This window comes from Pseudomonas sp. Z2-11 (genome assembly GCF_054161305.1).
Genome location: NZ_CP096395.1, coordinates 5961836 through 5986636, shown reverse-complemented (window position 1 = coordinate 5986636; position 24801 = coordinate 5961836). Strand labels below are relative to the sequence as shown.

The window sequence follows — 24801 nt, the reverse complement described above, 5'->3', positions numbered from 1 at the left end:
GAGCGAGCCCCTTTCATGGAAAGGGGTTTAGGGTCGAAGCCTGCTCAGGCGTCTGTCGCGGGCGTTTCGGGTTTGTCTTTCTGCTGCTGCGCCAGCATCAGCTCAAGCAACGATTGCCATGGGGGCATTCCGTCGTCGCTGCCGCTTAACCTCCGCGCTTTGGCCAATTCGGCACTCTTGATCTGTTGAGTAAAGTCGGCTTCGTAATCGCCGAGCATCTGAGCTTCCTGAATGGGGGGCAGGCTTTTGTAGTAATTGAGAACATCCCTGATGGTTTCCGGGGTTTTATCCTCATCCATCAGCTTATTGGTGACTGTGAAGGTCCAGGCGCCGTGCGCGTCGCTATAGGTTTCCCATGCCACTCTGCGTTCATTGTGAGTAAAGTCACCGCTGTCGTCATAGATGATCAGCGTCAGTTGCTCGATGGAAAGGTTCGCGAACGGGTTGCCGCCTTTCTTGTTGAGGAAGTTCGTTGCCTGCTGTGCCTGATCCAGGCGCTGCGGATCGTCCGAGGGCGGCACTTCGGCGTCGCGGATTTCCTTGTTTTTCGCGACATAGGGGATGAAGAAATCTTGCGTGGCTCGCCGGGCAATGTCCGCCAAGCCTGCACGATCATTGCTGGCGTCCCGCTCCGCAGCGCGTGCTGCTGCGTCGCTGAGCAGCTGTGCCATCGGCGAGAGTCGGGTGGTGGTATTGCCGCTCAAGGCGCCGGGTTGCACCTCGCTCCTCGGGCTGGCGCCGACCTTGTCGGTCGGCTCTAGCGGGCTTGCGGTGGCTTTCAGGTTCGTTGCGTAGTGCAGGCGTGCGCCGTTGATACCATCCATTGTTTTGCCTCCATCTCTAAGCTGCGGTGCGCTGTAAGTGCACCGCATTCGATCAGGCCAGGACTGCCTCGGATTTACCCTCCAAGGCAAACCTGGCCGGCTTTTACTGGATCGTGAACTCAATGTTCCACGAGTGATCGGACGCGTTTATTGCGGTAATCGTCGCATTGCAGCGGACTCGGCCGGTAGCCTGCGCGTCCTTGGTCCATTTAGGCAGCTTGGGGTTGATGTAGAAGGTGCTGAACACGCAAGTTTTGCCGTCGGCGCCATAGCGGACGACCGCAGTGGCAATCGCAGGGTTGCGCTGGTCTCGCACTTCGAAAGTGATGGCTTGCTGCGGATTGATCGTATCCGCAGGCTTGGGTGTCGCATTCGCGTGGGTGAGGGCTTCGTTGTTGCCCTGGAACGAATACTTGACCGTCGCGCTGCCAAGATTCTTGACGGTAACCCGTATCGTTGGACCTGCTTGCGCCGCACCAGCGACGAGCAGGGAGCAGACGGCCAAAGCCGCGACGCTGCGTTTTTTCAATTGCATGCCGTTTTACCTGTTTGACATGTTCGTATGTCGCACGACGGACAGCCGTCCGCCTTGCCCGGTTTACAGCCTTGATGCTGGCTGCATGTCCATTCCGGTTACTTCGCATCGACCCCTTTGGTTGAAAGGGCCCGACTTGCGCAAAGTCCAGCTCGTTAGCGCATTCCATTACGAAGATTTAGCGGCGAGCGGCAAGGAAGCTTTAATCGGTTTCTGGATAATTTGCGCCTGATCGATACATTTAGGCGGTTTTTGTAGGATTTTTCCTGCCTGTATAGGAAATCCAGCATGAGCCATATCCATGGCACTGACACAAACGCTCCGGAGGGAGGTGTTCAGGCATTCCTTTTCCATCCTGAGCGAGCCCCCTTTCGTGGAAGGGGGACGGTTGATGCCTGCTCAAGCTTCTGTCGCGGGCGTTTCGGGTTTGTCTTTCTGCTGCTGCGCCAGCATCAGCTCAAGCAACGATTGCCATGGGGGCATTCCGTCGTCGCTGCCGCTTATCTTCCGCGCCTTGGCAAGTTCGGCGCTCTTGATCATTTGGTTGTAATCGGCTTCGTAGTCGCCGAAGACTTGTGCCTCCATGATGGGCGGCAGGTTCTTGTAATGATTGAGAGTGTCCTGGAAGTGCTGCGGGGACACATACCCATTGCGCTCTTGCTCCCCGATGCTCTTATAAAACACTGACTTGGCCCATGCGGATTCCAAATCATGGGCCGCGCTCCAAGCGGCCCTGCGTTCATTGACGGTAAAGTCACCACTGTCGTCGTAGACGATCAACGTCAGTTGCTCGAGGGACAGATCCTGAAAAGGGTTGGCGCCCTTGTTGTTGAGGTGGTTCGTCGCCTGTTGAGCCTGTTCCAGCCGCTGCGGATCGTCCGACGCCGGCACCTCGGCGTCGTTAACTTGCTTGTTTCTTTGGAAGACAGGGCTGTAAATGTCTTGCGTGACTCGCTTGGCAATGTACGCCAAGCCAGTACGGTCATTGCTGGCGTCCCGTTCTGCTGCACGTGCTGCCGCGTCGCTGAGCATCTGCGCCAGCGGCGAGAGTTGGGCGGTATCGGTATTGTCTTTCAGGGCGCTGGGTTGCACCTCGGTCGTCGGACCGGGGCCGGCTTTGTGGTCGGTAGGTTTCATGAGGCTTGAGGTGGTTTTCAAGGTTGTTGCGTAGGGCGTACGTGCGCGGTTGATACCATCCATTGTTTTATCTCCGTAGCTCAACTGCAGTGCGGTTTGTGCGCTGCGTTTGATAAGGCCAGGGCCGCCTCGTATGGCCGCCCTGGACACACCTGGCGGGGTTTACCTGATCGTGAATTCGGTGGTCCACGAATGGTCGGACGCGCTTACCGAAGTAATTGCCGCCGTGCAGCGAGCTCCGTTGCTGCTCTGCGCATCTTTCGTCCATTTAGGTATCTTGGGGTTGCTGTAAAAGGTACTGAACACGCAAGTTTTGCCGTCGACGCTATAGCGGATGACCGCGGTGGCAATGGCAGGGTTGCGTTGATCTCGCACCTCAAAGGAGCTGGACTGCTGCGGTTTGATCGTATCCTCGGGCTTGGGTTGTGCATTGGCGTTGGTGAGGGCTTCGTTATTGCCGATGACCGAGTACTTGGCCTCTACATTGCCGAGGTTCTTGACGGTTACCCGGATCAATGGACCTGCTTGCGCCGCACCAGCGACGAGCAGGGAGCAGACGGCCAAAGCCGCGACGCTGCGTTTTTTCAATTGCATGCCGTTTTACCTGTTTGACATGTACGTATGTCGCACGACGGACAGCCGTCCGCCTTGCCCGGTTTGCAGCCTTGATGCTGGCTGCACGTCCATTCCGGTTACTTCGCGTCGACCCCATTCGTTGAAAGTCCGACTTGCGCAAAGTCCAGCTCGTTGGCGCATTCCATTACGAAGATTTAGCGGCGAATGCCAGGGAAGCTTTAACGGGATTTTGGATAAAGTTAGCGTATTCGACGAATTTAGGAGGCTTTTGTAGGATTTTTCGCGAAGATGGCCGTCGCGGCTGATGCGCCGAACTCATCCGGAAGAGAAAGGGCGAGAGAAAGTTTCCCGCTATCGGGATGGCCGCAAGTAAAAAACCAAAAATCGCGGCCTTGGGTAATGCCTTCAGAAGTGCGCGTTATTCCGCAGGTGGATTCAGCCGCGCCTCCAACTCCGTCACCTTCGCCTCCAGGCTTTCCAGCCGCGCCCGAGTTCGGGCCAGCACCACCATCTGGCTGTCGAATTCTTCCCGGCTGACCAGGTCCAGCTTGCTGAACCCGCTTTGCAATAAAGCCTTGAACTGGCTTTCGATTTCGCCTTTGGGCAGGGGGGTGTCGCCGCTCAACAGGCGGGAGGCGTGGCCGCTCAGGGCGTCGAGGAGATCTTTGGGGGCAAGCATGGCAGGTGTCCTGGAAACGATGGCGGGCAGTGTATCACGCAGGGTCTATAGTCAATTTGCCAGGCGCGGATGCACGCTTTTCGCGCACTGTGCCGGGCGTCACCGCACCGTTGTTGTGCGTATCGCTCCGGTTCGTGGCGCGTGCCGGGCGGGCGCGGTGGTCAAGGGGGTTGAAATCCGGGGGGTTGGGCACAGATGGCAAGCTTTCTGCTTAGTGGCTGATGACCCATGCACTGATGCAGTCGCTGTGACGAATGCAGTGCAGCAGGCGGAGCGGGGAGTTTCGTCAGGAGTAGTCAGCTGGCGCCAGTCGGGCAACTTCGGCCGACGACGCGTTACAAAGCCAGGCACTGCGCTTAGACTTGAGTCGGGTTTGTTTTCCTGGGGCAAGTCCACCAATTCGGGAGAGAGTTTCATGAAGCTAGTCACTGCCATCATCAAGCCGTTCAAGTTGGACGACGTGCGCGAGTCGCTGTCCGAAATCGGCGTGCAGGGCATTACCGTCACTGAAGTCAAAGGCTTCGGTCGGCAGAAAGGCCACACCGAGCTGTACCGCGGCGCGGAATACGTGGTCGATTTCCTGCCCAAGGTGAAGATCGACGTTGCCATCGACGACAAGGATCTTGATCGGGTCATCGAGGCGATTACCAAGGCCGCCAACACCGGCAAGATTGGTGACGGAAAGATCTTTGTGGTCAATCTGGAACAGGCTATCCGCATCCGTACCGGCGAAACCGATACCGACGCTATCTAAGCCGCCAAACCCCAACGCCCCAGGAGAAAACAATATGACTCTGCGTAAATTCGCAGGGCTAGGAGCCCTGTTGTCCTTCGTAATGCCTGGCCTGGCCATGGCAGAAGAAGCGGCAGCCCCAGTCCTCAATTCCGGCGACACCGCCTGGATGCTGACGGCCACGATTCTTGTTCTGTTCATGACCATTCCCGGCCTTGCGCTGTTCTACGGCGGCATGGTTCGGTCGAAAAACATTCTTTCCGTGATGATGCAGTGCTTCGCCATTACTGGTCTGATCAGCGTGTTGTGGGTCATCTATGGCTACAGCATCGCGTTCGACACTACCGGCATGGAGCAGGGCGTCGTCAACTTCAACTCCTTCGTCGGTGGCCTGGGCAAAGCGTTCCTGGCGGGCGTCACCCCGGCCAGCATCACCGGCCCGGCGGCGTTGTTCCCTGAAGCAGTCTTCATTACCTTCCAGATGACCTTCGCGATCATCACCCCGGCCCTGATCGTCGGCGCGTTCGCCGAGCGGATGAAGTTCTCCGCCATGCTGATCTTCATGGGCGTGTGGTTCACCCTGGTGTATGCGCCGATTGCGCACATGGTCTGGTCCGGCAACGGCGGCCTGATGTGGGACTGGGGTGTACTGGACTTCGCCGGTGGCACCGTGGTGCACATCAACGCCGGTATCGCAGGCCTGGTGGCGTGCCTGGTGCTGGGCAAGCGCAAAGGCTTCCCGACCACGCCGATGGCGCCGCACAACCTGGGTTACACCCTGATGGGCGCGGCCATGTTGTGGGTGGGCTGGTTCGGTTTCAACGCCGGTTCCGCCGTCGCGGCCAACGGCACCGCCGGCATGGCGATGCTGGTCACCCAGATCGCCACCGCAGCCGCCGCGCTGGGCTGGATGTTCGCCGAGTGGATCACCCACGGTAAGCCAAGCGCACTGGGCATCGCCTCGGGCGTCGTGGCCGGCCTGGTTGCAATCACCCCGGCGGCCGGCACCGTGGGCCCGATGGGCGCCCTCGTTATTGGCCTGGCGGCGGGCGTGGTGTGCTTCTTCTGCGCCACCACCCTCAAGCGCAAGCTCGGCTATGACGACTCCCTGGACGCCTTTGGCGTGCATGGCATCGGCGGTATCCTCGGCGCCATCCTGACCGGTGTGTTCGCAGCGCCAGCGCTGGGCGGCTTCGGCACCGTGACCGATATCGGTGCGCAAGTGTGGATTCAGTTCAAGGGCGTAGGCTTCACCGTGATCTACACGGCGGTTGTCACCTTCATCATCCTCAAGGTCCTCGACGCCGTCATGGGTCTGCGGGTTTCCGAGGAAGAAGAGGCCGTGGGCCTGGACCTGGCGCAGCACAACGAACGTGGTTACAACCTGTAATCGCGCTCCAATAAAAAATGCCCGGTTCGCCGGGCATTTTTTTGTCTGGAATTTGTCATTGCTCACAGGGCGTGCTGGTTTTTCCGACGCCTTTTGTTGTGTATGCGACACGGGTTTTGCTACCGCCAAAGACTTACAGGAAAGCAGGAATATTAGGCCCTTTGTTTTTTCCCAGAGCGCGCTAGAATGCGCGCCGAACGTGCGGAGAACTGTATGTGGCAACAGACGCTGATAACCCTGCGGGCAAGGCCCCGGGGCTTTCATCTGGTAACGGACGAGTTGCTCGCCGGCCTGCCTGAACTCAAGGCATGTCGTGTCGGTCTGTTGCATCTGTGGCTGCAGCACACCTCGGCCTCGCTGACCATCAACGAGAACGCCGATCCGGCGGTACGTCGAGACTTCGAACGATTTTTCAATCGGCTGATCCCACAAGGAACCGCCGACTATGAGCATAACGACGAAGGCCTGGACGACCTCCCGGCGCACTTCAAGGCCAGCGTGCTGGGATGTCAGCTCAGTCTTCCGGTAACGGCGGGACGGTTGGCGTTGGGCACCTGGCAAGGTGTTTATCTGGGCGAGCACCGTGATCATGGCGGTACTCGTAAAGTCCTCGCCACCTTGTACGGTGAAGGGGCATGACCGCTGATGGTTGGCGGATGTTGAATTTTTTCTGGCAGCCTTCGACAGATGGCGAAGCTGGGCTATAACTAATCTGCTTTTCGCAAGTCATGAGGTAGAACATGAGCGACGATGATCTGGAAAACGACGACCTCGAAGTAGGTGATGAAGACGAGGCCGAAGAAGGCCTGGAAGCGGCGGCTGAAGACGTCGCTGACGATGACGGTGCCGATGTTCCGGTCCCGACCGCCAAAGGCAAGGCCAAGGCGGCGGTATCGGTCGACGAGTTGCCGAGCGTAGAGGCCAAGAACAAGGAGCGTGATGCGCTCGCCAAGGCCATGGAGGAATTCCTGGCCCGGGGTGGCAAGGTGCAGGAAGTGGAGGCCAATGTGGTCGCCGATCCGCCCAAGAAGCCTGACAACAAGTACGGCAGCCGCCCGATCTGAGTATCTGCCCTTGCTTGCTGAAAAAGCCCGCCGTCGCTGCGGGCTTTTTCATGGGTGCGGATCAGGTGTCCAAGGCGGGCCCTTGTGGGAGTCAGCCTGCTCGCGATAGCTGTTTACCTGATACATCAGTGCTGAATGTACCGCCGTCTTCGCGAGCGGGCTCGCTCCCACACAGGCGGCGTTGGGGGCTCAGCGCGGGTTATGCCATCCTGCCAATAACTCCGGCAGTTCGGTCAGGCTGCGGATCTCCGCATCCGGCGCATGGTCGGCGTCCCACGCCTTGCCTGTCGGGTTGAACCACACTGCGCGCAGGCCGGCCTGTTGGGCGCCGGCGATGTCGTCGCCCGGGTGATCGCCGATGTGCACGGCAGTCTGCGCGGTCGCGCCACCGCGTTGCAGGGCTTCGTGGAACAACCGGGCGTCGGGCTTGGCGATGCCGATGTCCTCGGCGCACAGGGCGAACTTGAAGTAATCCGCCAGCCCCAGGCGCCGGACATCGGCGTTGCCATTGGTGACGACGCCCAGGGCGTAATCATTGGCGAGCAATTCCAGGGTCGGCTGCACCTCGGGAAAGACCTCCAGTTGATGGCGGGCGTGCAGGAAGGCCTCGAATCCTTGGTCTGCCAGCTCCGAAGCCCGCCATTGGTCATAGCCGGCGTCTTGCAGCGCCCGGAACAGCACGCGTCGGCGCAAGGCACTGATGCGGTGCTTGAGGTCCGGCTCTTCGCTGAGCACTTGCGTGCGGATTGCCCACAAGCGCTCCACCGGAAAGTCGCCCAGGTCCGGTGCGTTATCGGTCAGCCACTGACGTAATACGGCTTCGGCGCTGGCGATCACCGGGGCGGTGTCCCACAGGGTGTCGTCCAGGTCGAAAGTGATGAGTTCGATGGTCATGATTCGTCGCCCTTGATGCGTTTGGCCCTGGGGTGGGCACTGTCATAGACCGTCGCCAGGTGCTGGAAGTCCAGATGGGTATAGATCTGGGTGGTCTTGATGTCCGAATGGCCGAGCAGCTCCTGGACGGCGCGCAGGTCCTGGGACGATTCGAGCAGGTGACTGGCGAACGAATGTCGCAGCATGTGTGGATGCAGGTTCTGCCCAAGTTCGCGCTCACCGGCAGCCTTGACCCGCAATTGTATCGCTCGCGGCCCGAGGCGCCGGCCTTGCTGGCTGACGAAGACCGCATCATCGGCCGGGTTGGCCATTGCCCGGAGCGGCAGCCACAGGTCCAAGGCTTCGCGGGCCTTGCGACCGATAGGCAGCAGCCGGGTCTTGCTGCCCTTGCCGTGCACCTGAACCATGCCGTCGGCCAGGTCCAGTTGTTCCAGGTTCAGCCCGGTCAGTTCCGAAAGCCGTAGGCCCGAGGAATAGAACAGCTCCAGGATTGCCTGGTCTCGTCGCGCGAGAAAGTCATCCTCGACGGCGCCCTCCAGCAATTGCAAGGCGCGGTCGGTGTCGAGGGTCTTGGGCAGCCGACGCTCGCCCTTGGGCGGTGCCAGGCCGGTGGCCGGGTCGTGGTCGCAAAGGCCTTCACGATTGAGGTACTGGTACAAGCCGCGCACCGCCGACAACAGTCGCGCCAGGCTGCGGGAGGATTGCCCTTGTTGATGCAGGCGGGCAATCAGGCTGCGCAGGCGCTGGATATCCAGCGCCGACCAGCTGCCGATATTCTGTTTCTGGCACCAGCCCAGCACCTTTTCGAGGTCGCGGCGATACGCCGACAAGGTGTGGGGCGACACCTGGCGCTCACTGCGCAGGTGCTCGCAGTAGGCGTCCAGTTGCCGTTCCATCGTCAGCGTACCGAGCGCAGCGAACCGGCAACCCGTGGCAGCACGCGGCCGGTGACTTCGGCGATATAACTCAGGAACAATGTGCCGACCGAGCTCTTGTAGTGCTGCGGATCGCGGCTGGCGATGGCCAGCACGCCGTGCACGCCCTGGTGGGCAATGGCGACGACGGCCGTAGAGCCGATCTGCTTGCGTTGTTCTTCGCCGAACAGGAAATCCAGCTCATGTTCGCGCAGGCTGCCGCTGACGCTTTTGTTTTCCGTGAGCAGGCCGCCGATGGCGGTCTGCGCTTCGGCGTGAGTCACCCAGCGCCCAACCGGCATGGCGTTGTCGCCAAACAGTATGAGGCTGACAAAAGGCACCTGGAAATCCTGGCGCAGGCTGTCTTCGACGCTCATCACCAGGTCTTCCAGTGTGCTGGCGTCCATCAACGCGAGGATCAGGCGACGGGTCTTGTCGAAGAGCCGGTCGTTGTCACGCGCCACGTCCATGAGGTGCGAAAGACGGTGGCGCATTTCGATGTTGCGTTCGCGCAGGATCTTCATCTGGTGCTCCACCAGCGACACGGTATCGCCGCGCCGGTGGGGAATGCGCATCGTCGAAAGCAGGTCTTCATGCTCGACGAAAAAGTCCGGATGGGCCTCCAGGTAAGCGGCCACGGCTGCGGCTTCCGGGTTCTGGCTCGGGGATTCGTCGGGCTGCGGGGCTGGAACCTGAGGCTTATCGGTCATGGTTTGGCTCACTCAAAGACGAACTTGTCCTTCGTATACGCGTACGGCCGGGCCGGTCATCATCACCGGTTGGCCAGGGCCTGCCCATTCGATGGACAGGCGCCCGCCGGGCAGGTCGATCAGCAATGGCGAATCCATCCACCCCTGGCTGATCGCGGCGACGGCGGCAGCGCAGGCGCCGGTGCCGCACGCCTGGGTTTCCCCGGCGCCGCGTTCCCAGACACGCAGTTGCGCGCGATGCCGATCGATGATCTGCAGGAAGCCGACGTTCACCCGCGCCGGGAAGCGCGGATGATGCTCGATCTTCGGCCCCAGTTCGTGCACGGGCGCACTGTTTATATCATCCACCCGCAGCACGGCATGGGGGTTGCCCATGGACACCGCCGCCAGTTCCACCGGCGTACCGTCGACGTCGACGGTATAGCTCAGGGCCTGGGCCGGTGCCTGGAACGGAATGTCCGCCGGAACCAGGCGTGGGGCGCCCATGTTGACGCCGATCTGGCCGTCGCTGCGGACATCCAGTTCGATGATGCCGCTTTTGGTCTCGACGCGAATCTGCCGTTTGGCAGTCAGGCGCTTGTCCAGCACGAAGCGGGCGAAGCAGCGCGCACCGTTGCCGCACTGCTCCACTTCGGAACCGTCGGCATTGAAGATCCGGTAGCGGAAATCCACGTCCGGGTTGTTCGGCGCCTCGACGATCAGCAACTGGTCGAAGCCGATGCCGGTGTGGCGGTCGCCCCATTGCTTGGCATGCTTGGGCAGGATGTGCGCGTGCTGGCTGACCAGGTCGAGGACCATGAAGTCATTGCCCAGGCCGTGCATCTTGGTAAAACGCAGCAGCATGGTATTACTCCGGCAACAGGCTTTCGCCGGCAAACAGCTCGGCTACCGTCTCGCGGCGGCGCACTTCGAATGCCTGATCACCGTCCACCAGCACCTCGGCGCAACGGCCGCGGGTGTTGTAGTTGGAACTCATGACAAACCCGTAGGCACCCGCCGAATGCACGGCCAGCAGATCGCCTTCTTCCAGCGCCAGCTCCCGACCCTTGGCCAGGAAGTCGCCGGTTTCGCAGATCGGCCCGACGATGTCGTAGGCGCGGGCCGCGGTATCGCGTGGGCGCACCGCGGTGACATCCATCCAGGCCTGGTACAGCGCCGGACGGATCAGGTCATTCATGGCCGCGTCGACGATGGCGAAATCCTTGTGCTCGGTGTGCTTGAGGTACTCGACCTGGGTCAGCAGCACGCCGGCATTGGCGACGATGTAGCGACCGGGCTCGAACATCAATGCCAGGTCGCGGCCTTCGAGGCGCTCGCGCACGGTCTTGATGTAGTCGGCCACCAATGGCGGTTCTTCGTCGCGATAACGCACGCCGACACCGCCGCCCAGGTCGATGTGACGCAGGTAGATGCCGCAGTCGCCGAGGCGATCGACCAGCGCCAGCAGGCGGTCGAGGGCATCGATGAACGGTTCGAGGGTGGTCAGTTGCGAGCCGATATGGCAATCGACGCCGAGCACTTCCAGGTTTGGCAGCTGGGCTGCACGTACATACACGTCCTCGGCGTCGGCAATGGCGATGCCGAACTTGTTTTCCTTGAGGCCAGTGGAAATGTACGGGTGGGTACCAGCATCGACGTCCGGGTTCACGCGCAAGGAAACCGGTGCGCGCACGCCCAGCTCGGCGGCGACGACCTGCAACCGCTCCAGCTCGTCGGTGGATTCGATGTTGAAGCAATGCACTCCGACTTGCAGCGCGCGGCGCATGTCTTCGCGGGTCTTGCCGACACCAGAGAAAACGATCTTGTCGGCGCTGCCACCCGCGGCCAGCACACGCTCCAGCTCGCCTCCGGAGACGATGTCGAAGCCGGCGCCAAGGCGCGCCAGGACGTTGAGCACGCCCAGGTTCGAGTTGGCTTTTACCGCGAAGCACACCAGGTGCGGCATGCCTTCGAGGGCATCGGCGAAGGTGCGGTACTGGGCTTCGATATGGGCACGGGAATAGACGTAGGTCGGCGTGCCGAAACGTTCGGCTATCGCGGACAGGGCAACCCCTTCCGCGAACAGCTCCCCGCCACGGTAGTTAAAAGCGTCCATGGCGGTCCCTTAGTAAGTGGTGTGGGTGTCGTGCGCGTGTGACTTGGATTGCGACGACTTGGCCTGCTCTGCTTGTTCTTCGGGAGACTTGCTGTCATCAGGCAGGTACAGCGGACCTTTTTGACCACAGGCTGTCACAAGGCAGGCAACCGCGACGAGCGCAGCAAGGGAAGAGATCAGGCGCTTCATGGCGAAATCCTTGAAAATGCGTTAATTGCGCCGGAGTATACCGGCCACCCGTCAGCTTGCCTATGCAACGGGGCGCCCGTCCGGCGGCGCTGGTGGTCTCAACCGGTATATCCTTTGCAATCGCCGGGAAGCGTCCGTATCTTGCGGCGCTTGAGCATGAGCAGACATTTTCGAGGTTGCCGCAATGAGTTTGACTGAAGCCCGTTTCCACGACCTGGTCGATGCGACCCAGCAAACGCTGGAGGATGTGTTCGATGACAGTGGCCTGGATATCGATCTGGAAATTTCCGCTGGTGTACTCACCGTCAAGTTCGAAAACGGTACCCAGCTGATCTTCAGCCGCCAGGAACCGTTGCGGCAGTTGTGGCTGGCGGCGGTGTCCGGTGGTTTTCACTTCGACTATGACGAGGAAAGCGAGCGCTGGATGTGCGACAAGAGCGAAGAGCAGTTGGGCGAGATGCTCGAACGCATCGTCAAGCAGCAGGCGGGCGCTGAGCTCGAATTCGAAGGACTGTGACCGCGTGAGCCAGCCAGCCCCGGCGCGGCCACCCAAGCCGCTCTACAGCAACGTCAGCCCCGCCGTTCCGTCGCCATGCACCAGCGTGTGCAAGCTGGATGAGCAGAGGGTCTGCCTCGGCTGTTTCCGGCACGTGGAAGATATCCGCGAATGGCGCTCGGCGGATGATGAGCGCCGGCGGGTGATCTGCGCCGAGGCCGCCAAACGCAAGTCTTTGTCATGATGCCCGTGGCGAGGGAGCTTGCTCCCGCTCGGCTGCGAAGCAGTCGCAAGATTCTTGGGGTCGCTTCGCAACCCAGCGGGAGCAAGCTCCCTCGCCACAAAAGCCTTCCACCTGATGGGCAAGAACCATCCGGGTTGTATATTTATTGAGCTGTGGTAGTGTCCAGCAACGCCTCAACTCATCGAGGCGCGTGAAAACCCCGTCTTATGTGGCGGGGTTTTGCTTTTTTCGTGCAGAAGAAAGGAGTCTGCCTGGATCATGACCGCACCTTCCATCACCCTGACTCGCTTGGACGTACAACGTCTGGAGCGCTTGATCGACAGCCTGGATGACACGCTTCCCGGTGTGATCGCGTTGCAAACCGAACTGGATCGCGCCGAGACACTGGTCGGCCACGATGAAGTGCCCGCCGATGTCGTGACCATGAATTCGCGCGTGCACTGCCGCGAGGAAAGCAGCGGCAAGGATTACCATCTGACGCTGGTCTACCCGAAGGACGCCAACGCCGACGAGGGCCGGATTTCGATCCTGGCGCCGGTGGGCAGTGCCTTGCTGGGCTTGAAGGTGGGGCAGCACATCGACTGGCCGGCGCCGGGTGGCAAGACCTTGAAGCTGACGTTGCTGGAAGTCGAGTCCCAGCCGGCCAATGGCGGTGATTTCCCGTCCTGAACCCCGTCAGACCTGATTCAATGCTTCGTTCAGTGCGCGCTCCAGGTCGGCCTTGTAGCGCAGGAACAAAATGCTTGGGCAGGCACCGTCACCGACCAGGCCGGAGAGGTCCAGGTCGGTGATATAGCAGCGATAGCGTTCGGCGTCGCGGCGCTGCCCGACGATTTCCCTGGCGACCACGTGAAACAGCTGGTCGCCATGCTCCAGCTCCGAAAACTCCCGTTGGTCGCAATAGAGGGTGACGTGCACTTGCCCGTGCGCCGCTTTGCCGATGATCGCCTGTACGTCGTAGAAGGGCTTGTTGACCGGCGTCTGCGGCGCCTGCCGTGATTCGACCCGCCGGGCCCGCCCGTTACCCGAAGGCAGGAGCTGGTAATAAAGGACTTCCAGGGTCAACGGCTGGGTGGCGTCCATCGGCAGCAAGGCGTCGCGGCGATACAGCACCGACTGCAGGAAGCGCTGCAGCGGCACCAACAGGCTTTGGTCATCGTGATAGGGCAGGCGCTGCTGCCACAACGCGTTGAATTCATCGAGCACATACAGCTCTGCTTCGTCCTCGTAGACCCGGTAGAACACCTGGATGCACTCGGGCTGGCCCATGGGCAGGATCAGGGCCGCGTCGTGTTCTTCCATGGCCATCGCGTCCAGATGCAGTGGGCTGTACGCCGTCAACTCTTCGCCCAGGTAGTCCATCAACGCCGGCAGGCTGCTCAACGCCACATGGTTGACCTGGCCGGGCACCAGCTCCAGCACGTGATAATGCTGCTGGACCTGAAGCAGGTAGCGGTAGTTGAGTTTGCTCAGGAGCAAGGTCTGGGCGGTCTCGATGACTTCCTCAACCCGTCGCGCGATGAACTGCGCACGATTGTGGCAGAAACAGCGCACCTGTAAGCGTGGCTGGCGCTGCCTGAGGGGCAAGTCGTTGAGGTAGTCGCGCAGGCAATCGAGCAAGGCGTGCTCGCCGTCGAACCGGTTGACCAGCACTTCATTCCAGCTGTTGAGGGTGACCTGGTCAAGGGTCAAGACCAGGTTTTCGCGGACACCGGCGTAGCTCAAAGAGTCGGTGCGCTCGGTGGTCATCAGGATGTTCAAGTCGCGGTGATGCTTGAGCGGGTCGACGCCGACGTTCACCAGGATCAGCACTTCGCCGGGTACGCTGGCATGCAGCAGCTGTTCTTCGTCAACCGTGGCCAGGGGCAGGGCGATGGACTGTTGCAGGCTGCCTAGCAAGTTGAACAGCTCGAACTCGCTCAGGTCGCTGTCGCCGGGGTGTAGCGCCAGGCGCGTGCTACTGTCGATCACGCCGTTGCGGTGGCACCAGGTGAGCAATTCGAGCAATTCGCGGCTGCGCTTGATCGGCGCGAAATTCTCCCATTCCAAGGCATTCAGGCTGCCGTTGTACAAACCCCACTGGTTCTGCCCAGGCTCTTTCTTGTTCGGCGACTGGACCAGGGTCAGGGTGTCTTCGGCCAGGTCCGGGGCGATCCCGGGATTGATGAACTCGACCTTGTCGGCCTTGCGCTCGAAGGCCGCATACAGCCGTCGGCCAAGGACGTTGAGGTCGCGCTTGTTGATCAGGCTGACGGTCTTTTCGGTGCGGGCGAACTGGGTCAGGAAACGATAGCTGTAGGTCAGCTCGTTGACCAATGCGCGCCGCTCATTGCTGACCTGACGGACCTTCCATTGGCTGCGGCTGTCGAGCAACGCGAGTTGGCGTTGATCCCAGCCCCAGTCCCGCGCCAGGCGTTCAAGCAGGTTGCGTTGCCAGCCGCTGCTGCGGGCGTGGCCGGTGAGCTTGCGATTGACCTTCAGGTACAGCGCGCGGCGGATCAGCTCCAGGCGTTCCGGTTCGCCACGGGCGTTGAGGTATTCCTCGAGACGGCGGTAAACCACCATGTACGGGTCCAGCTCGTCCAGGTCCAGGCGATTGGCGAACACCGCCTGCTTGAAGCGCAGGCTCAGGCAGCGCACGTCCGGGTGTTCGCTGGCGTAGACCTCGGTCAGCAACAGTTTGAGCACGGATTTGTAGGGCGACTCGATGCCCTTGAACAGCTGCCAGAGCCCGGCGCCGATGAATTCCCCCGGCGGGATGTAGGCCAGATGCCCCAGGTCGAGGGTTTCGTCAGCGCGGATGAAGCGCTTGGAAATCAGCGTGTGGGTGTATTGCTGATAATTCTCTTCTTCATAGACCGGCACCAGCCACCAGATCGGCGTGCGCCCGGCCAGCCAGATGGCGGTGCGGTAGAACTCGTCCAGCAACAGATAATGCTGGGTGGTGCCGCAGTCATCGGAGCTGAGCTGGTTGTCCCGTTCGCCCCGGACGAATCGCGCCGGGTCGATGAGGAAAAAGTGAGCCTCGGCGCCTTGGGTGGCGGCCCAGATTTCCAGCAGCTGGCATTTCTTGCGTAGCTCGGCGAGTTCATCCTCGCTCAAGTCCGGGCCGTGGCACACCCATACGTCCATGTCGCTCTGGTCGGCCTGGGCGAGCGTGCCGAGGCTGCCCATCAGGAACAGGCCGAGGATTGGCCGCGGAGGGTTGCTGCCATGGCGCGGCTTATACGAAAACGAGCGGGTCAGCCGCTGGGCCTCGGCGAGGACATTGGCGTCGGGCTCGTAATTCGACAACCCGGCGGGCGTGCTGCCGGAGACGTAGCCGGGCAGCAGTGGATGGTTGACGTGAAAGAACAGCGGAAGCAGCGTCAATACGCCCTGCTGGCGGGTCGACAACCCTTCGAGGGCGCGCTCCATGCGGCCGGAATTGAGCTTGAGGAAACGCGCGCGCAACTGGCTCAGGACCTTGCGGTCGATTCCCTGGTCCAGATCGGGGCGTATTTCGTGATTGCGGGTCATGTCAGCTCAAACCGGCTCGCGGCGTCGCACGTGGGGAAGCACAAGTGATGGCAGGTTAGCGCCCGAATCGTGGAATTCTTGAGCTGAAAATGATTTTGACGTCAGGATTCTTACGAAAGAAGCCTGCGCGCCTGCGGAAACCCCGAGGCAAAGGGATTTCCGTGGGCGAGGAGGAGGATCAGGCGGTTTCTTCGGCGCGGAGTATCGTCAGGACAGTTTGCACATTTTGCGCGGCATCACGCCCCAGGCTGGTCAGATAACCGCCATCGGGTTGGTCTATCAGGTCTTTTTCAAACAGGCGCTTGGCAGCGGCGATGGCTTTCGGGGCTGCGGTCTGATGAATTTTCAGGCCTTCCTGGGAACTGTCCAGGTTGAAGAGTGCAAGGATTTCCAGTTCGGCAACCAGCTCAGGGGTAAGCGACATAAGGACTCCAGACTTTCTAGGAATTTGGTCGACAGCGTCACTAAGGTGAGCGCACTCGGCCGAGCTGTCTAGTGTCAGTGTGGTGCTTTTTTGTTTAAAGCGATTTTTTTGTGGCGAGGGAGCTTGCTCCCGCTGGGTTGCGAAGCGACCCCGAAAATTTGCGACTGCTGCGCCCGAAGCGTCGGACGGCCGAGCGGGAGCAGCTCCCTCACCACAAGAGCGGCGTTGCCCGTCGGGTCATTTCTTCTCCGGTGGCAGCTCGGGCAAGGCGCGTAAGGCGGCTTCGTACCACTCGGTATTGAACGGGCGGTCTTCTTCCAGGATCGCGTCGATTTCAACCGCCAGCACGTGGGCCATCAGATTGAGGATTTCGTCACGCTCATAACCGACCAGGGTCAACTTGTTGAAGGTGGCCTTGGCCGCTGGCGGGTTGTCGCTTTCGATCTGGTTCTCGATGGCCTGGATCAGCGTGGATTCGACGAACTCTTCTTCGTCATGTTCGATATCGCTTGGCTCGCTCATGGCAGCCTCCTGTAGAAAAGGCCGCCAGTTTACCTGCATTCAGCAGCGTGATGCGCCTGGCGCGAAATGTCCCGCCGGTCTATAACCGAAGGCTGCCAACCCCGCACGGCCTGGAGGCTATGGAATGCTCAAGCTTTATGGTTTTTCTGTCAGCAATTATTACAACATGGTCAAGCTGGCGCTGCTGGAGAAGGGGCTGCCCTTCGAAGAGGTCCAGTTCTTTGGCGCCCAGACCCCGGAAGCCCTGGCTATCAGCCCGCGCGGCAAGGTGCCGGTATTGAAGACCGAGCAGGGTTTTATCAACGAGACCAGCGTCATTCTGGAATATATCGAGCAAACCCAGCCGGGCAAGGCCCTGCTGCCCAACGACCCGTTCGAGCGCGCCCAGGTGCTGGCCTTGTGCCGGGAAATCGAGTTGTACATCGAGCTGCCGGGACGTGCCTGCTATCCCGAAGCGTTTTTTGGCATGGCGGTACCCGAGGCGATCAAGGACAAGGCCAAGGGCGAGTTATTGCTCGGGTTTGCCTCGCTTGGCCGGCACGGAAAATTCTCGCCTTATGTGGCGGGCGACAGCCTGAGCATTGCCGACCTGTATTTCTACTACAGCCTTTCGCTGGCCTTGCCGGTGGGCAAGAAGGTTTTCGATATCGACTTGCTGGCAGAGATGCCGAAGGCCAGGGCCTTGATGGAGTTGCTCGGGCAGAATCCGCACGTGCAGCGGATTGCGGCGGATCGAGAGGCGGAAATGCCGGCGTTCCTGGCGAAGATTGCTGCCAGGAAATAAGGTTCTGGCGCTTTGAGGACGCCTTCGCGAGCAGGCTCGCTCCCACAGCGGATCTTCAGTGAACACAAAGTCTTGTGAACATGGAGAACCAGTGTGGGAGCGAGCCTGCTCGCGAAGTTTTGGCTTTTGGCTTATCGGCTTGCGAGTAGCGCCTGGCCACGAACGACCGCTGCTTTTACCTGCGCTGGCGCCGTACCGCCAACATGATCACGGGCATTGACCGAGCCTTCCAGTGTCAACACCGCGAACACGTCCTGCTCGATCTGGTCGCTGAACTGGCGCAGTTCGTCCAGGCTCATTTCCGCCAGGTCCTTGCCGTTGTCGACGCCGTACTTCACGGCATGGCCGACAATCTCATGGCAATCACGGAACGGCAGGCCACGGCGGACCAGGTAATCGGCCAGGTCGGTAGCGGTGGAGAAGCCGCGCAGGGCCGCTTCGCGCATGACCGCATGCTTGGGCTTGATGGCCGGGATCATGTCGGCGAACGCGCGCAGCGAGTCGCGCAAGGTATCGGCGGCGTCGAACAGCGGCTCCTTGTCTTCCTGGTTGTCCTTGTTGTAGGCCAGTGGCTGGCCTTTCATCAGGGTCAGCAGGCCCATCAGCGCGCCGAATACCCGGCCGCTCTTGCCCCGTACCAGCTCCGGCACGTCGGGGTTTTTCTTTTGCGGCATGATCGAGCTGCCGGTGCAGAAGCGGTCGGGCAGATCGATGAACTGGAATTGCGCGCTGGTCCACAGCACCAGCTCTTCGGAGAAGCGCGACAGGTGCATCATCGCGATGCTCGCGGCGGAGCAGAATTCGATGGCGAAGTCGCGGTCCGAAACGTTATCCAGCGAGTTGCCGCCCACCGCATCGAAGCCCAGCAGTTGCGCGGTGTATTCACGGTCGATCGGATAGGTCGTGCCGGCCAGCGCGGCGCTGCCCAGGGGCATGCGATTGGTGCGTTTGCGGCAGTCGACCAGGCGCTCGTAGTCGCGGCTGAGCATCTCGAACCAGGCGAGCATGTGATGCCCAAACGTTACAGGTTGCGCGGTTTGCAAGTGCGTGAAGCCCGGCATGATGCTCTCCGCCTCGCGCTCGGCCTGTTCCAGCAGGCCTTTTTGCAGGCGGGTGATTTCTGCCAGGATCAGGTCGATTTCATCGCGCAGCCATAAGCGGATGTCAGTGGCGACCTGGTCGTTGCGGCTGCGACCGGTGTGCAGCTTCTTGCCGGTCACGCCGATGCGGTCGGTCAGGCGCGCTTCGATGTTCATGTGCACGTCTTCAAGGTCCACGCGCCAGTCGAACTGGCCGGCCTCGATCTCGCCCTGGATGGTCTTCAGGCCATCGATGATGCTGTCGCGCTCGGCATCGGTCAGCACGCCGACCTTGGCCAGCATGGTGGCGTGGGCGATCGAGCCCATGATGTCGTGGCGATACAGGCGCTGGTCAAAGTTGACGGAGGCGGTGAAGCGGGCGACGAAGGCGTCGACGGGTTCACTGAAGCGGCCGCCCCAGGACTGATTGGTCTTGTCAGTGCTCATGAATTCGCTCGTGATCGGCTGAAGAAAAAGTAGCGGTTAAGGCTGCGGCGGATGATAGCAGGGTTGCCGGGGCTGGCGCTGGCAATGGTCGGCAGGTTTTTTACCCGGAAAAGCCACGCATTTGCCGGGTTTTTGCACAACGATATTTTTCGATTGAGCAATATCGTCGTGGCAACCGTCTACAGTGGACGTAGGGCTTTGCTTTTTCATCTTGGACGCATCGGACGCACCAAAAAAATGGGGGGTGCTCATATTGATCAGATCGAGTGTTAACAGTCCCTGTGGCGACGTTGTGCGACAACAGGCCTCGAGCTCCGGTAGGCAAGCGCTGGTAAAGATAGGCAACCACCTCGCGGCACTTTTTGGCCCTCGGACGAGTCTTAGCGTGGATCGCGGTGACGGATGTCACTTCCCCTGTCTACGCTATCCTTGTGCGAGACTCACGCAGGAATCCAGCGCAATATGAATGTCCTGATCGTTGACGACGAACCACTGGTCCGCGAGCGCCTGAGCCGAATGCTTGGCGAACTCGAGGGTTACAGTGTCCTGGAGCCGAGCGCCACCAATGGCGAAGAGGCGTTGGCCCTTATCGACAGCCACAAGCCGGATATCGTGCTGCTCGACATCCGCATGCCTGGCCTGGACGGGCTGCAGGTCGCGGCCAAGCTGTGCGAGCGCGAGTCGCCTCCCGCGGTGGTGTTCTGTACCACCCGGGACGATTTTCCTCCGGAGGTGTTGCAGGCCGGTGCCGTGGGCTATCTGATCAAGCCGGTTTCCGTCGAGGCGCTGGAAGAAGCGTTGCGCAAGGCTGAGCGACCGAACCGCGTGCAACTGGCGGCGCTTACCCGCCCGGCCGCCGAGAGCGGCAGCGGCCCGCGCAGCCACATCAGCGCACGGACCCGAAAAGGTATCGAGCTGATTCCGTTGAACCAGGTGGTCTACTTCATTGCCGACCACAAATACGTGACCTTGCGCCACGAAAGCGGAGAAGTGCTGCTGGACGAGCCGCTCAAGGCGCTGGAGGACGAGTTCGGCGAACGGTTCGTACGCATCCACCGCAACGCCTTGGTGGCTCGCGAGCGTATCGAGCGTTTGCAACGCACCCCCCTCGGGCACTTCCAGCTTTACCTCAAGGGGCTCAATGGCGACGCGTTGATCGTCAGCCGGCGGCATGTGGCGGGCGTGCGCAAGATGATGCAACAGCTTTAGCGTGTTCCGCAGCGTTCCATCTCCAGGATTGGCGGCCAGGGAGGCCTTTGCGTCGTGATTCAAGTCAAAGCGGATTTGGCTGAGCTGTTATTATCTGCCGTATCTTTTAAGTACGGATTGATCCATGTCCCCTCGCGAGATCCGCATCGCCACCCGTAAAAGCGCCTTGGCTCTCTGGCAGGCCGAGTACGTCAAAACCCGCCTGGAAGCGGCCCACCCTGGCCTGATCGTATCGCTGGTGCCGATGGTCAGTCGCGGTGACAAACTGCTCGATTCGCCACTGTCGAAGATTGGTGGCAAGGGCCTGTTCGTCAAGGAGCTGGAAACCGCCCTGCTGGACAACGAAGCCGACATCGCCGTGCATTCGATGAAAGATGTGCCCATGGACTTCCCCGAAGGCCTGGGCCTTTTTTGCATCTGCGAGCGGGAAGACCCGCGTGATGCGTTTGTCTCCAACAGCTTTTCCAGTCTCGAAGCATTGCCCCCGGGAAGTGTGGTCGGCACTTCCAGCCTGCGTCGCCAGGCGCAGTTGCTGGCGCGGCGTCCGGACCTGCAGATCCGCTTCCTGCGCGGCAACGTCAACACGCGCCTGGCCAAGCTCGATGCTGGCGAATACGACGCGATCATCCTCGCCGCCGCCGGCCTGATCCGGCTCGGGTTTGAAGATCGCATCACCTCGGCCATCAGCGTCGATGACAGCCTGCCGGCCGGTGGGCAGGGCGCGGTGGGCATCGAATGCCGTAGCGCCGACAGCGAAATCCATGCGCTGCTGGCGCCGCTACACCACGACGACACCGCCACGCGGGTCTTCGCCGAGCGCGCCCTGAACAAGCATCTGAACGGCGGATGCCAAGTGCCGATTGCCTGCTACGCCGTGCTCGAAGGCGAGCAGGTCTGGCTGCGTGGCCTGGTGGGCGATCCCAGCGGCGGCCAACTGCTCAGCGCCCAGGCCCGAGCACCGCGCGGCGATGCCGAGGCGCTGGGCGTGCGGGTGGCCGAAGACCTGCTGAGCCAGGGCGCCGATGACATCCTCAAGAAAGTCTACGGCGAGGCTGGCCACGCGTGACGGGCTGGCGGCTGCTGCTGACCCGGCCGACGGACGAATCGGCGGCCCTGGCGGCTGTGCTGGCGGATGCGGGGATCTACAGCAGCAGCCTGCCGCTGCTGAATATCGAGCCGGTCCCGGTGACCGAATCCGGGCAGGCGATCCTCCGTGAATTGAATCACTATTGCGCCGTGATCGTGGTCAGCAAGCCCGCCGCGCGCTTGTGCGTGGAGCTGTTGCGTCAGTATTGGCCGCAACCTCCGGATTTGCCATGGTTCAGCGTGGGCGCCGCTACCGGACAGATTCTTGCCGATGCCGGCCTCAGCGTGTTTTATCCCGATAACGGCGACGACAGCGAAGCCTTGCTTGAGCTGGGGGTGTTGCGCCAGGTACTCGACCGGCCCGATCCCCGTGTCTTGATCGTCCGTGGTGAGGGTGGGCGCGGATTGCTGGCAGAGCGTTTGCGCGAGCAAGGTGCTAGTGTCGACTATCTTGAGCTGTACCGGCGCGGCCTGCCGCAATACGCCGAGGGCGAACTGCCGGCCAGGGTCGAAGCGGAACGCTTGAACGCGCTGGTGGTCAGCAGTGGGCAGAGCTTCGAGCATCTGCGCCGGCTCGCCGGTGAAGCGTGGCCCGCCCTGGCGCGGCTGCCGTTGTTCGTTCCAAGCCCCAGGGTCGCCGACATGGCGCGTGCCGCCGGGGCCCGGACAGTTATTGATTGCCGTGGCGCCAGCGCCGCGGCTTTGCTGGCGGCATTACGGGAACAATCCGTGCCGTTTTCCAATGCAAAGGATGGATACGTGAGCGAAACAGCCTTGCCAAAAGATCAGGACCAGCCAGCGCTCGATGCGCCGCTTGAAACGGCCCCGCCGATAGCACCGCGTCGCGGCAACGGGCTGGCGATTGTCGCGTTGTTGTTGGGGGCTGCCGGCGTCGCCGTGGGTGGCTGGGGTGTATGGCAAGTGCGTCATCTGCAAGCCAACACCCAGCAGCAATCCGCGCAGGTCCAGTCGCTCAATGACCAGGCCCAGGGCCTCAAGCTCAATGAGCAACGCCTGAGCGCGCGCCTGGAGCAATTGCCTCCGGCCGAAGAACTGGAGGAGCGCCGCCGCCAGGTTGCCCAGTTGCAAGGCGACCAGCAGCGTCTCAACCAGCGCCTGGAAACCGTGCTGGGTGCCAGCCGCAAGGACTGGCGCCTGGCCGAAGCCGAGCATTTGTTGCGCCTGGCCAGCCTGCGTCTTTCCGCCCTGCAGGACATCAGCAGTGCCCAGGCGCTGGTACAGGGCGCCGATGAAATCCTGCGCGAGCAGAACGACCCGGGCTCATTCGCTGCCCGCGAACAATTGGCCAAGACCCTCGCTGCGCTGCGCAGCACCGAGCAGCCGGATCGCACCGGGCTGTTCCTGCAACTGGGTGCCTTGCGTGACCAGGTGCTGCAGCTGACCGAGCTTGCGCCCGAATACAAGGATCGTGGCGAGTCGCTGCTGGGGCTGACGAGCGACGGCGATGGTGCTAGTCGCTGGGCGCAGTGGTGGGACCGGATCTCGCGTTATATCCGCATCGATTTCAATGCCGATGAAAACGTCCGTCCACTCCTGGCCGGACAGAGCCTGGTCCAGGTGCGCCTGGCCTTGAGCCTGGCGCTGGAGCAGGCGCAATGGGCCGCGCTCAATGGGCAGGCGGCGGTGTACACCCAGGCGCTGGCCGAGGCGCGTGACGTGCTCAGGAACAACTTCAACCAGGACAACCCGCAAAGCAAGATCATGCTCGAGCGGGTTGGCGAGTTGAGCAAGTTGCCGGTGACAGTGGTCACGCCGGACCTGACCGGCACTCTGAGCGCCGTCCAGGCCTACCTCGAGCGCCGCAACCTGAATGCTGAAGACTCGGTCAAGCCGCTGCCCAAGGCGGGCGGGCAGGAGACCGCGCCATGAAACGTCTCTACGTGATTCTGTTCGTGGTCATCGCGGCCGCAGCCTTGCTGGGCGTGGCGATTTCCGAGCATTCGGGTTACGTGCTGGTGGCGTACAAGAGCTTCCGCTACGAAGCCGGCCTGTGGGTCACCCTCGCACTGATCGCGGTGATCTGGTTGTTGTGGCGCGCAGTGTTTGCTCTGGTCGGGCTGGTAACCACGTCCACTGGCGTGGTCAACCCGTGGTCGCGACGCAACCGCAGTCGTCGCGTACAAGTTGCAATCGAACATGGCCAGCTAGACCTGGCCGAAGGCCGTTGGGCCAGCGCCCAGCGGCATCTTCACCGCGCCGCCGAAGCCGAGCGCCAGCCCTTGTTGTATTACCTCGGCGCCGCCCGCGCGGCCAATGAACAAGGCCTGTATGAGCAAAGCGACAGTCTGCTTGAGCGCGCCCTGGAGCGGCAGCCCCAGGCCGAGCTGGCCATCGCGCTGACTCACGCCCAATTGCAGACGGACCGGGGTGACACCGACGGTGCGTTGAGCACGCTGCAAGCCATGCATGAACGCCATCCTCACAATGCCCAGACCCTGCGTCAGTTGCAGCGCTTGCACCAGCAGCGCGGTGACTGGTCGGCGGTGATCCGGCTGTTGCCGGAGCTGCGCAAGGACAAGGTACTGCCGCCCGCCGAACTGGCTGAGCTGGAACGGCGGGCCTGGGGTGAAAACCTCACCTTGGCTGCCCATCGCGAAGCTGACGGAAGCGTCGGCTTGCAATCGCTCGATCGGGCCTGGCAACAGCTCACCTCAGCCCAGCGCCAGGAACCGGCAATGGTGCTCGCCTATGCCGAGCAACTTCGTCAGCTGGGCGCCCAGGCGCAGGCTGAGGAGGTATTGCGGGTTGCGCTCAAGCGTCACTACGACAGCCACCTGGCGCGTTTGTACGGACTGGTTCGCGGCGCTGACCCGAGCCGCCAGTTGCAAGCGGCCGAGGGCTGGCTCAAGGAGCATCCGAATGATCCGAGCCTGCTCCTGACGCTGGGGCGTCTGTGCTTGCAAAACAGCTTGTGGGGCAAGGCGCGGGATTATCTCGAAAGCAGCCTGCGCATCCAGCGCAACCCTGAGGCTTGTGCCGAACTGGCCCGCTTGCTGGCGCAACTGGGCGATGCGGAGCGCAGCAACCAGTTATTCCAAGAGGGGCTGGGGCTGCTGGACGAGCGCTTGCTGGCGGCCCCCTTGCCGGTTCCGAGCACTTGAATTGCTAATGAATCATCGTGGCGAGGAAGCTTGCTTCCTTGCCGCATTTCCATCCCGTCGAGGGTGAATTGGGTCCGTTATGCGGCCGCTGAAGCTCTCTTCAGTAAAATCCTACAGCCTGCTGCGCCA

28 protein-coding genes and 2 pseudogenes are annotated in these 24801 nt (G+C 61.5%); 15 read left to right on the top strand and 15 right to left on the bottom strand.

Annotated elements, in window-relative coordinates; genetic code table 11:
• Nucleotides 1–44 precede the first annotated feature (44 nt).
• The 5 genes from M1E16_RS26805 to M1E16_RS26785 all read right to left on the bottom strand — a co-directional run bounded on the left by M1E16_RS26805 (nucleotide 45) and on the right by M1E16_RS26785 (nucleotide 3751).
• Nucleotides 45–824, bottom strand: coding sequence for a hypothetical protein (locus tag M1E16_RS26805; RefSeq protein ID WP_458128781.1), 780 nt, complete (start codon nucleotides 822–824; stop codon nucleotides 45–47).
• 103 nt (nucleotides 825–927) lie between these two features.
• The gene (locus M1E16_RS26800) at nucleotides 928–1359 is read right to left on the bottom strand and encodes a hypothetical protein (protein WP_434627146.1); all 432 of its coding nucleotides are present in this window, start codon (nucleotides 1357–1359) and stop codon (nucleotides 928–930) included.
• Between the two features lie 399 nt (nucleotides 1360–1758).
• Nucleotides 1759–2559, bottom strand: coding sequence for a hypothetical protein (locus tag M1E16_RS26795; protein WP_458128780.1), 801 nt, complete (start codon nucleotides 2557–2559; stop codon nucleotides 1759–1761).
• Nucleotides 2560–2658: 99 nt separating this feature from the next.
• The gene (locus M1E16_RS26790) at nucleotides 2659–3090 is read right to left on the bottom strand and encodes a hypothetical protein (RefSeq protein WP_458128779.1); all 432 of its coding nucleotides are present in this window, start codon (nucleotides 3088–3090) and stop codon (nucleotides 2659–2661) included.
• A 400-nt stretch (nucleotides 3091–3490) separates the two neighbouring features.
• Nucleotides 3491–3751, bottom strand: a complete 261-nt coding sequence (locus M1E16_RS26785) for an accessory factor UbiK family protein (protein ID WP_458128778.1) — start codon at nucleotides 3749–3751, stop codon at nucleotides 3491–3493.
• A 415-nt stretch (nucleotides 3752–4166) separates the two neighbouring features.
• On the opposite strand from M1E16_RS26785, the gene glnK reads away from it, so the two are divergent.
• The 4 genes from glnK to sutA all read left to right on the top strand — a co-directional run bounded on the left by glnK (nucleotide 4167) and on the right by sutA (nucleotide 6938).
• Nucleotides 4167–4505, top strand: a complete 339-nt coding sequence (glnK, locus tag M1E16_RS26780) for a P-II family nitrogen regulator (RefSeq protein ID WP_002555808.1) — start codon at nucleotides 4167–4169, stop codon at nucleotides 4503–4505.
• 34 nt (nucleotides 4506–4539) lie between these two features.
• Nucleotides 4540–5874, top strand: coding sequence for an ammonium transporter (locus M1E16_RS26775; protein ID WP_305497956.1), 1335 nt, complete (start codon nucleotides 4540–4542; stop codon nucleotides 5872–5874).
• Between the two features lie 213 nt (nucleotides 5875–6087).
• A complete protein-coding gene (locus M1E16_RS26770; RefSeq protein ID WP_434570954.1) occupies nucleotides 6088–6513 on the top strand; it encodes a secondary thiamine-phosphate synthase enzyme YjbQ in 426 nt (141 codons plus the stop codon).
• A 101-nt stretch (nucleotides 6514–6614) separates the two neighbouring features.
• Nucleotides 6615–6938 (top strand): transcriptional regulator SutA, encoded by a 324-nt coding sequence (sutA, locus tag M1E16_RS26765; protein ID WP_007941277.1) that lies wholly within the window; start codon nucleotides 6615–6617, stop codon nucleotides 6936–6938.
• 189 nt (nucleotides 6939–7127) lie between these two features.
• Here sutA and M1E16_RS26760 read toward each other — a convergent pair whose 3' ends face one another.
• Genes M1E16_RS26760 through lptM form a run of 6 tightly spaced genes read right to left on the bottom strand, consistent with a single transcriptional unit; the run spans nucleotide 7128 to nucleotide 11740 of the window.
• A complete protein-coding gene (locus tag M1E16_RS26760) occupies nucleotides 7128–7832 on the bottom strand; it encodes an HAD family hydrolase (protein ID WP_434570957.1) in 705 nt (234 codons plus the stop codon).
• Nucleotides 7829–8728, bottom strand: a complete 900-nt coding sequence (gene xerC, locus M1E16_RS26755) for a tyrosine recombinase XerC (RefSeq protein ID WP_434602220.1) — start codon at nucleotides 8726–8728, stop codon at nucleotides 7829–7831. The genes M1E16_RS26760 and xerC overlap by 4 nt, the downstream gene beginning before the upstream one ends.
• Nucleotides 8729–8730: 2 nt before the next feature.
• Nucleotides 8731–9456: a DUF484 family protein gene (locus M1E16_RS26750; RefSeq protein ID WP_305497960.1), complete on the bottom strand. Its 726-nt coding sequence runs from the start codon at nucleotides 9454–9456 to the stop codon at nucleotides 8731–8733.
• 12 nt (nucleotides 9457–9468) lie between these two features.
• The gene (gene dapF, locus M1E16_RS26745; protein WP_458128777.1) at nucleotides 9469–10299 is read right to left on the bottom strand and encodes a diaminopimelate epimerase; all 831 of its coding nucleotides are present in this window, start codon (nucleotides 10297–10299) and stop codon (nucleotides 9469–9471) included.
• 4 nt (nucleotides 10300–10303) lie between these two features.
• Nucleotides 10304–11551, bottom strand: coding sequence for a diaminopimelate decarboxylase (gene lysA, locus M1E16_RS26740; RefSeq protein WP_434627154.1), 1248 nt, complete (start codon nucleotides 11549–11551; stop codon nucleotides 10304–10306).
• A 9-nt stretch (nucleotides 11552–11560) separates the two neighbouring features.
• Nucleotides 11561–11740 (bottom strand): LPS translocon maturation chaperone LptM, encoded by a 180-nt coding sequence (lptM, locus tag M1E16_RS26735; protein ID WP_264428547.1) that lies wholly within the window; start codon nucleotides 11738–11740, stop codon nucleotides 11561–11563.
• Nucleotides 11741–11924: 184 nt separating this feature from the next.
• Here lptM and cyaY point away from each other — a divergent pair, with 184 nt between their 5' ends.
• The 3 genes from cyaY (at nucleotide 11925) to rnk (ending at nucleotide 13149) form a co-directional block, all read left to right on the top strand.
• The gene (cyaY, locus tag M1E16_RS26730; protein WP_434570964.1) at nucleotides 11925–12257 is read left to right on the top strand and encodes an iron donor protein CyaY; all 333 of its coding nucleotides are present in this window, start codon (nucleotides 11925–11927) and stop codon (nucleotides 12255–12257) included.
• A gap of 4 nt (nucleotides 12258–12261) precedes the next feature.
• Complete coding sequence (locus M1E16_RS26725; RefSeq protein WP_458128776.1) at nucleotides 12262–12480, top strand: DUF1289 domain-containing protein; 219 nt, start codon at nucleotides 12262–12264, stop codon at nucleotides 12478–12480.
• A gap of 258 nt (nucleotides 12481–12738) precedes the next feature.
• Entirely contained in the window at nucleotides 12739–13149 is a 411-nt protein-coding gene (rnk, locus tag M1E16_RS26720) for a nucleoside diphosphate kinase regulator (RefSeq protein WP_305497965.1), read from the top strand.
• A 6-nt stretch (nucleotides 13150–13155) separates the two neighbouring features.
• On the opposite strand, the gene M1E16_RS26715 is transcribed toward rnk, so the two are convergent.
• The 3 genes from M1E16_RS26715 to M1E16_RS26705 all read right to left on the bottom strand — a co-directional run bounded on the left by M1E16_RS26715 (nucleotide 13156) and on the right by M1E16_RS26705 (nucleotide 16945).
• Nucleotides 13156–15999 (bottom strand): class I adenylate cyclase, encoded by a 2844-nt coding sequence (locus M1E16_RS26715; protein WP_458128775.1) that lies wholly within the window; start codon nucleotides 15997–15999, stop codon nucleotides 13156–13158.
• A gap of 178 nt (nucleotides 16000–16177) precedes the next feature.
• Nucleotides 16178–16423, bottom strand: coding sequence for a TIGR02647 family protein (locus tag M1E16_RS26710; protein ID WP_150724924.1), 246 nt, complete (start codon nucleotides 16421–16423; stop codon nucleotides 16178–16180).
• A gap of 237 nt (nucleotides 16424–16660) precedes the next feature.
• On the bottom strand, nucleotides 16661–16945 hold the full coding sequence (locus M1E16_RS26705; protein ID WP_434570967.1) for a hypothetical protein: 285 nt from the start codon (nucleotides 16943–16945) through the stop codon (nucleotides 16661–16663).
• A gap of 124 nt (nucleotides 16946–17069) precedes the next feature.
• Here M1E16_RS26705 and M1E16_RS26700 point away from each other — a divergent pair, with 124 nt between their 5' ends.
• Entirely contained in the window at nucleotides 17070–17729 is a 660-nt protein-coding gene (locus tag M1E16_RS26700) for a glutathione S-transferase family protein (RefSeq protein WP_434570968.1), read from the top strand.
• Between the two features lie 131 nt (nucleotides 17730–17860).
• Here M1E16_RS26700 and argH read toward each other — a convergent pair whose 3' ends face one another.
• Nucleotides 17861–19255 (bottom strand): argininosuccinate lyase, encoded by a 1395-nt coding sequence (gene argH / locus M1E16_RS26695; RefSeq protein WP_458128774.1) that lies wholly within the window; start codon nucleotides 19253–19255, stop codon nucleotides 17861–17863.
• 51 nt (nucleotides 19256–19306) lie between these two features.
• On the opposite strand from argH, the gene M1E16_RS26690 reads away from it, so the two are divergent.
• From M1E16_RS26690 to M1E16_RS26660, 7 genes and pseudogenes are all read left to right on the top strand, one after another.
• A complete protein-coding gene (locus M1E16_RS26690) occupies nucleotides 19307–19528 on the top strand; it encodes a hypothetical protein (RefSeq protein WP_434602214.1) in 222 nt (73 codons plus the stop codon).
• 43 nt (nucleotides 19529–19571) lie between these two features.
• A pseudogene (locus M1E16_RS26685) lies at nucleotides 19572–19721 on the top strand (sensor histidine kinase); the annotation flags it as partial.
• A complete protein-coding gene (locus tag M1E16_RS26680) occupies nucleotides 19718–20464 on the top strand; it encodes a LytR/AlgR family response regulator transcription factor (protein ID WP_305497976.1) in 747 nt (248 codons plus the stop codon). The pseudogene M1E16_RS26685 and the gene M1E16_RS26680, both read left to right, overlap by 4 nt.
• Nucleotides 20465–20588: 124 nt before the next feature.
• Complete coding sequence (hemC, locus tag M1E16_RS26675) at nucleotides 20589–21530, top strand: hydroxymethylbilane synthase (protein WP_434570974.1); 942 nt, start codon at nucleotides 20589–20591, stop codon at nucleotides 21528–21530.
• Nucleotides 21527–22225 (top strand): annotated as a pseudogene (locus M1E16_RS26670) (uroporphyrinogen-III synthase); the annotation flags it as partial. The gene hemC and the pseudogene M1E16_RS26670, both read left to right, overlap by 4 nt.
• An 84-nt stretch (nucleotides 22226–22309) precedes the next feature.
• Nucleotides 22310–23440 (top strand): uroporphyrinogen-III C-methyltransferase, encoded by a 1131-nt coding sequence (locus tag M1E16_RS26665; protein WP_434574331.1) that lies wholly within the window; start codon nucleotides 22310–22312, stop codon nucleotides 23438–23440.
• Nucleotides 23437–24672, top strand: coding sequence for a heme biosynthesis protein HemY (locus tag M1E16_RS26660; protein WP_434627172.1), 1236 nt, complete (start codon nucleotides 23437–23439; stop codon nucleotides 24670–24672). Before M1E16_RS26665 ends, M1E16_RS26660 begins: the two co-directional genes overlap by 4 nt.
• Nucleotides 24673–24801: the final 129 nt, after the last annotated feature.

Coding starts and splice junctions, on each gene's coding strand:
- hemC (WP_434570974.1), top strand. CDS start 20,589: ATGTCCCCTCGCGAGATCCGCATCGCCACCCGTAAAAGCGCCTTGGCT.
- M1E16_RS26690 (WP_434602214.1), top strand. CDS start 19,307: ATGATAGCAGGGTTGCCGGGGCTGGCGCTGGCAATGGTCGGCAGGTTT.
- M1E16_RS26790 (WP_458128779.1), bottom strand. CDS start 3,090: ATGCAATTGAAAAAACGCAGCGTCGCGGCTTTGGCCGTCTGCTCCCTG.
- M1E16_RS26800 (WP_434627146.1), bottom strand. CDS start 1,359: ATGCAATTGAAAAAACGCAGCGTCGCGGCTTTGGCCGTCTGCTCCCTG.
- M1E16_RS26680 (WP_305497976.1), top strand. CDS start 19,718: ATGAATGTCCTGATCGTTGACGACGAACCACTGGTCCGCGAGCGCCTG.
- sutA (WP_007941277.1), top strand. CDS start 6,615: ATGAGCGACGATGATCTGGAAAACGACGACCTCGAAGTAGGTGATGAA.
- lptM (WP_264428547.1), bottom strand. CDS start 11,740: ATGAAGCGCCTGATCTCTTCCCTTGCTGCGCTCGTCGCGGTTGCCTGC.
- M1E16_RS26775 (WP_305497956.1), top strand. CDS start 4,540: ATGACTCTGCGTAAATTCGCAGGGCTAGGAGCCCTGTTGTCCTTCGTA.
- M1E16_RS26715 (WP_458128775.1), bottom strand. CDS start 15,999: ATGACCCGCAATCACGAAATACGCCCCGATCTGGACCAGGGAATCGAC.
- M1E16_RS26785 (WP_458128778.1), bottom strand. CDS start 3,751: ATGCTTGCCCCCAAAGATCTCCTCGACGCCCTGAGCGGCCACGCCTCC.
- M1E16_RS26700 (WP_434570968.1), top strand. CDS start 17,070: ATGCTCAAGCTTTATGGTTTTTCTGTCAGCAATTATTACAACATGGTC.
- dapF (WP_458128777.1), bottom strand. CDS start 10,299: ATGCTGCTGCGTTTTACCAAGATGCACGGCCTGGGCAATGACTTCATG.
- M1E16_RS26760 (WP_434570957.1), bottom strand. CDS start 7,832: ATGACCATCGAACTCATCACTTTCGACCTGGACGACACCCTGTGGGAC.
- lysA (WP_434627154.1), bottom strand. CDS start 11,551: ATGGACGCTTTTAACTACCGTGGCGGGGAGCTGTTCGCGGAAGGGGTT.
- rnk (WP_305497965.1), top strand. CDS start 12,739: ATGACCGCACCTTCCATCACCCTGACTCGCTTGGACGTACAACGTCTG.
- M1E16_RS26770 (WP_434570954.1), top strand. CDS start 6,088: ATGTGGCAACAGACGCTGATAACCCTGCGGGCAAGGCCCCGGGGCTTT.
- argH (WP_458128774.1), bottom strand. CDS start 19,255: ATGAGCACTGACAAGACCAATCAGTCCTGGGGCGGCCGCTTCAGTGAA.
- M1E16_RS26660 (WP_434627172.1), top strand. CDS start 23,437: ATGAAACGTCTCTACGTGATTCTGTTCGTGGTCATCGCGGCCGCAGCC.
- M1E16_RS26750 (WP_305497960.1), bottom strand. CDS start 9,456: ATGACCGATAAGCCTCAGGTTCCAGCCCCGCAGCCCGACGAATCCCCG.
- M1E16_RS26710 (WP_150724924.1), bottom strand. CDS start 16,423: ATGTCGCTTACCCCTGAGCTGGTTGCCGAACTGGAAATCCTTGCACTC.
- M1E16_RS26795 (WP_458128780.1), bottom strand. CDS start 2,559: ATGGATGGTATCAACCGCGCACGTACGCCCTACGCAACAACCTTGAAA.
- xerC (WP_434602220.1), bottom strand. CDS start 8,728: ATGGAACGGCAACTGGACGCCTACTGCGAGCACCTGCGCAGTGAGCGC.
- cyaY (WP_434570964.1), top strand. CDS start 11,925: ATGAGTTTGACTGAAGCCCGTTTCCACGACCTGGTCGATGCGACCCAG.
- M1E16_RS26705 (WP_434570967.1), bottom strand. CDS start 16,945: ATGAGCGAGCCAAGCGATATCGAACATGACGAAGAAGAGTTCGTCGAA.
- glnK (WP_002555808.1), top strand. CDS start 4,167: ATGAAGCTAGTCACTGCCATCATCAAGCCGTTCAAGTTGGACGACGTG.
- M1E16_RS26805 (WP_458128781.1), bottom strand. CDS start 824: ATGGATGGTATCAACGGCGCACGCCTGCACTACGCAACGAACCTGAAA.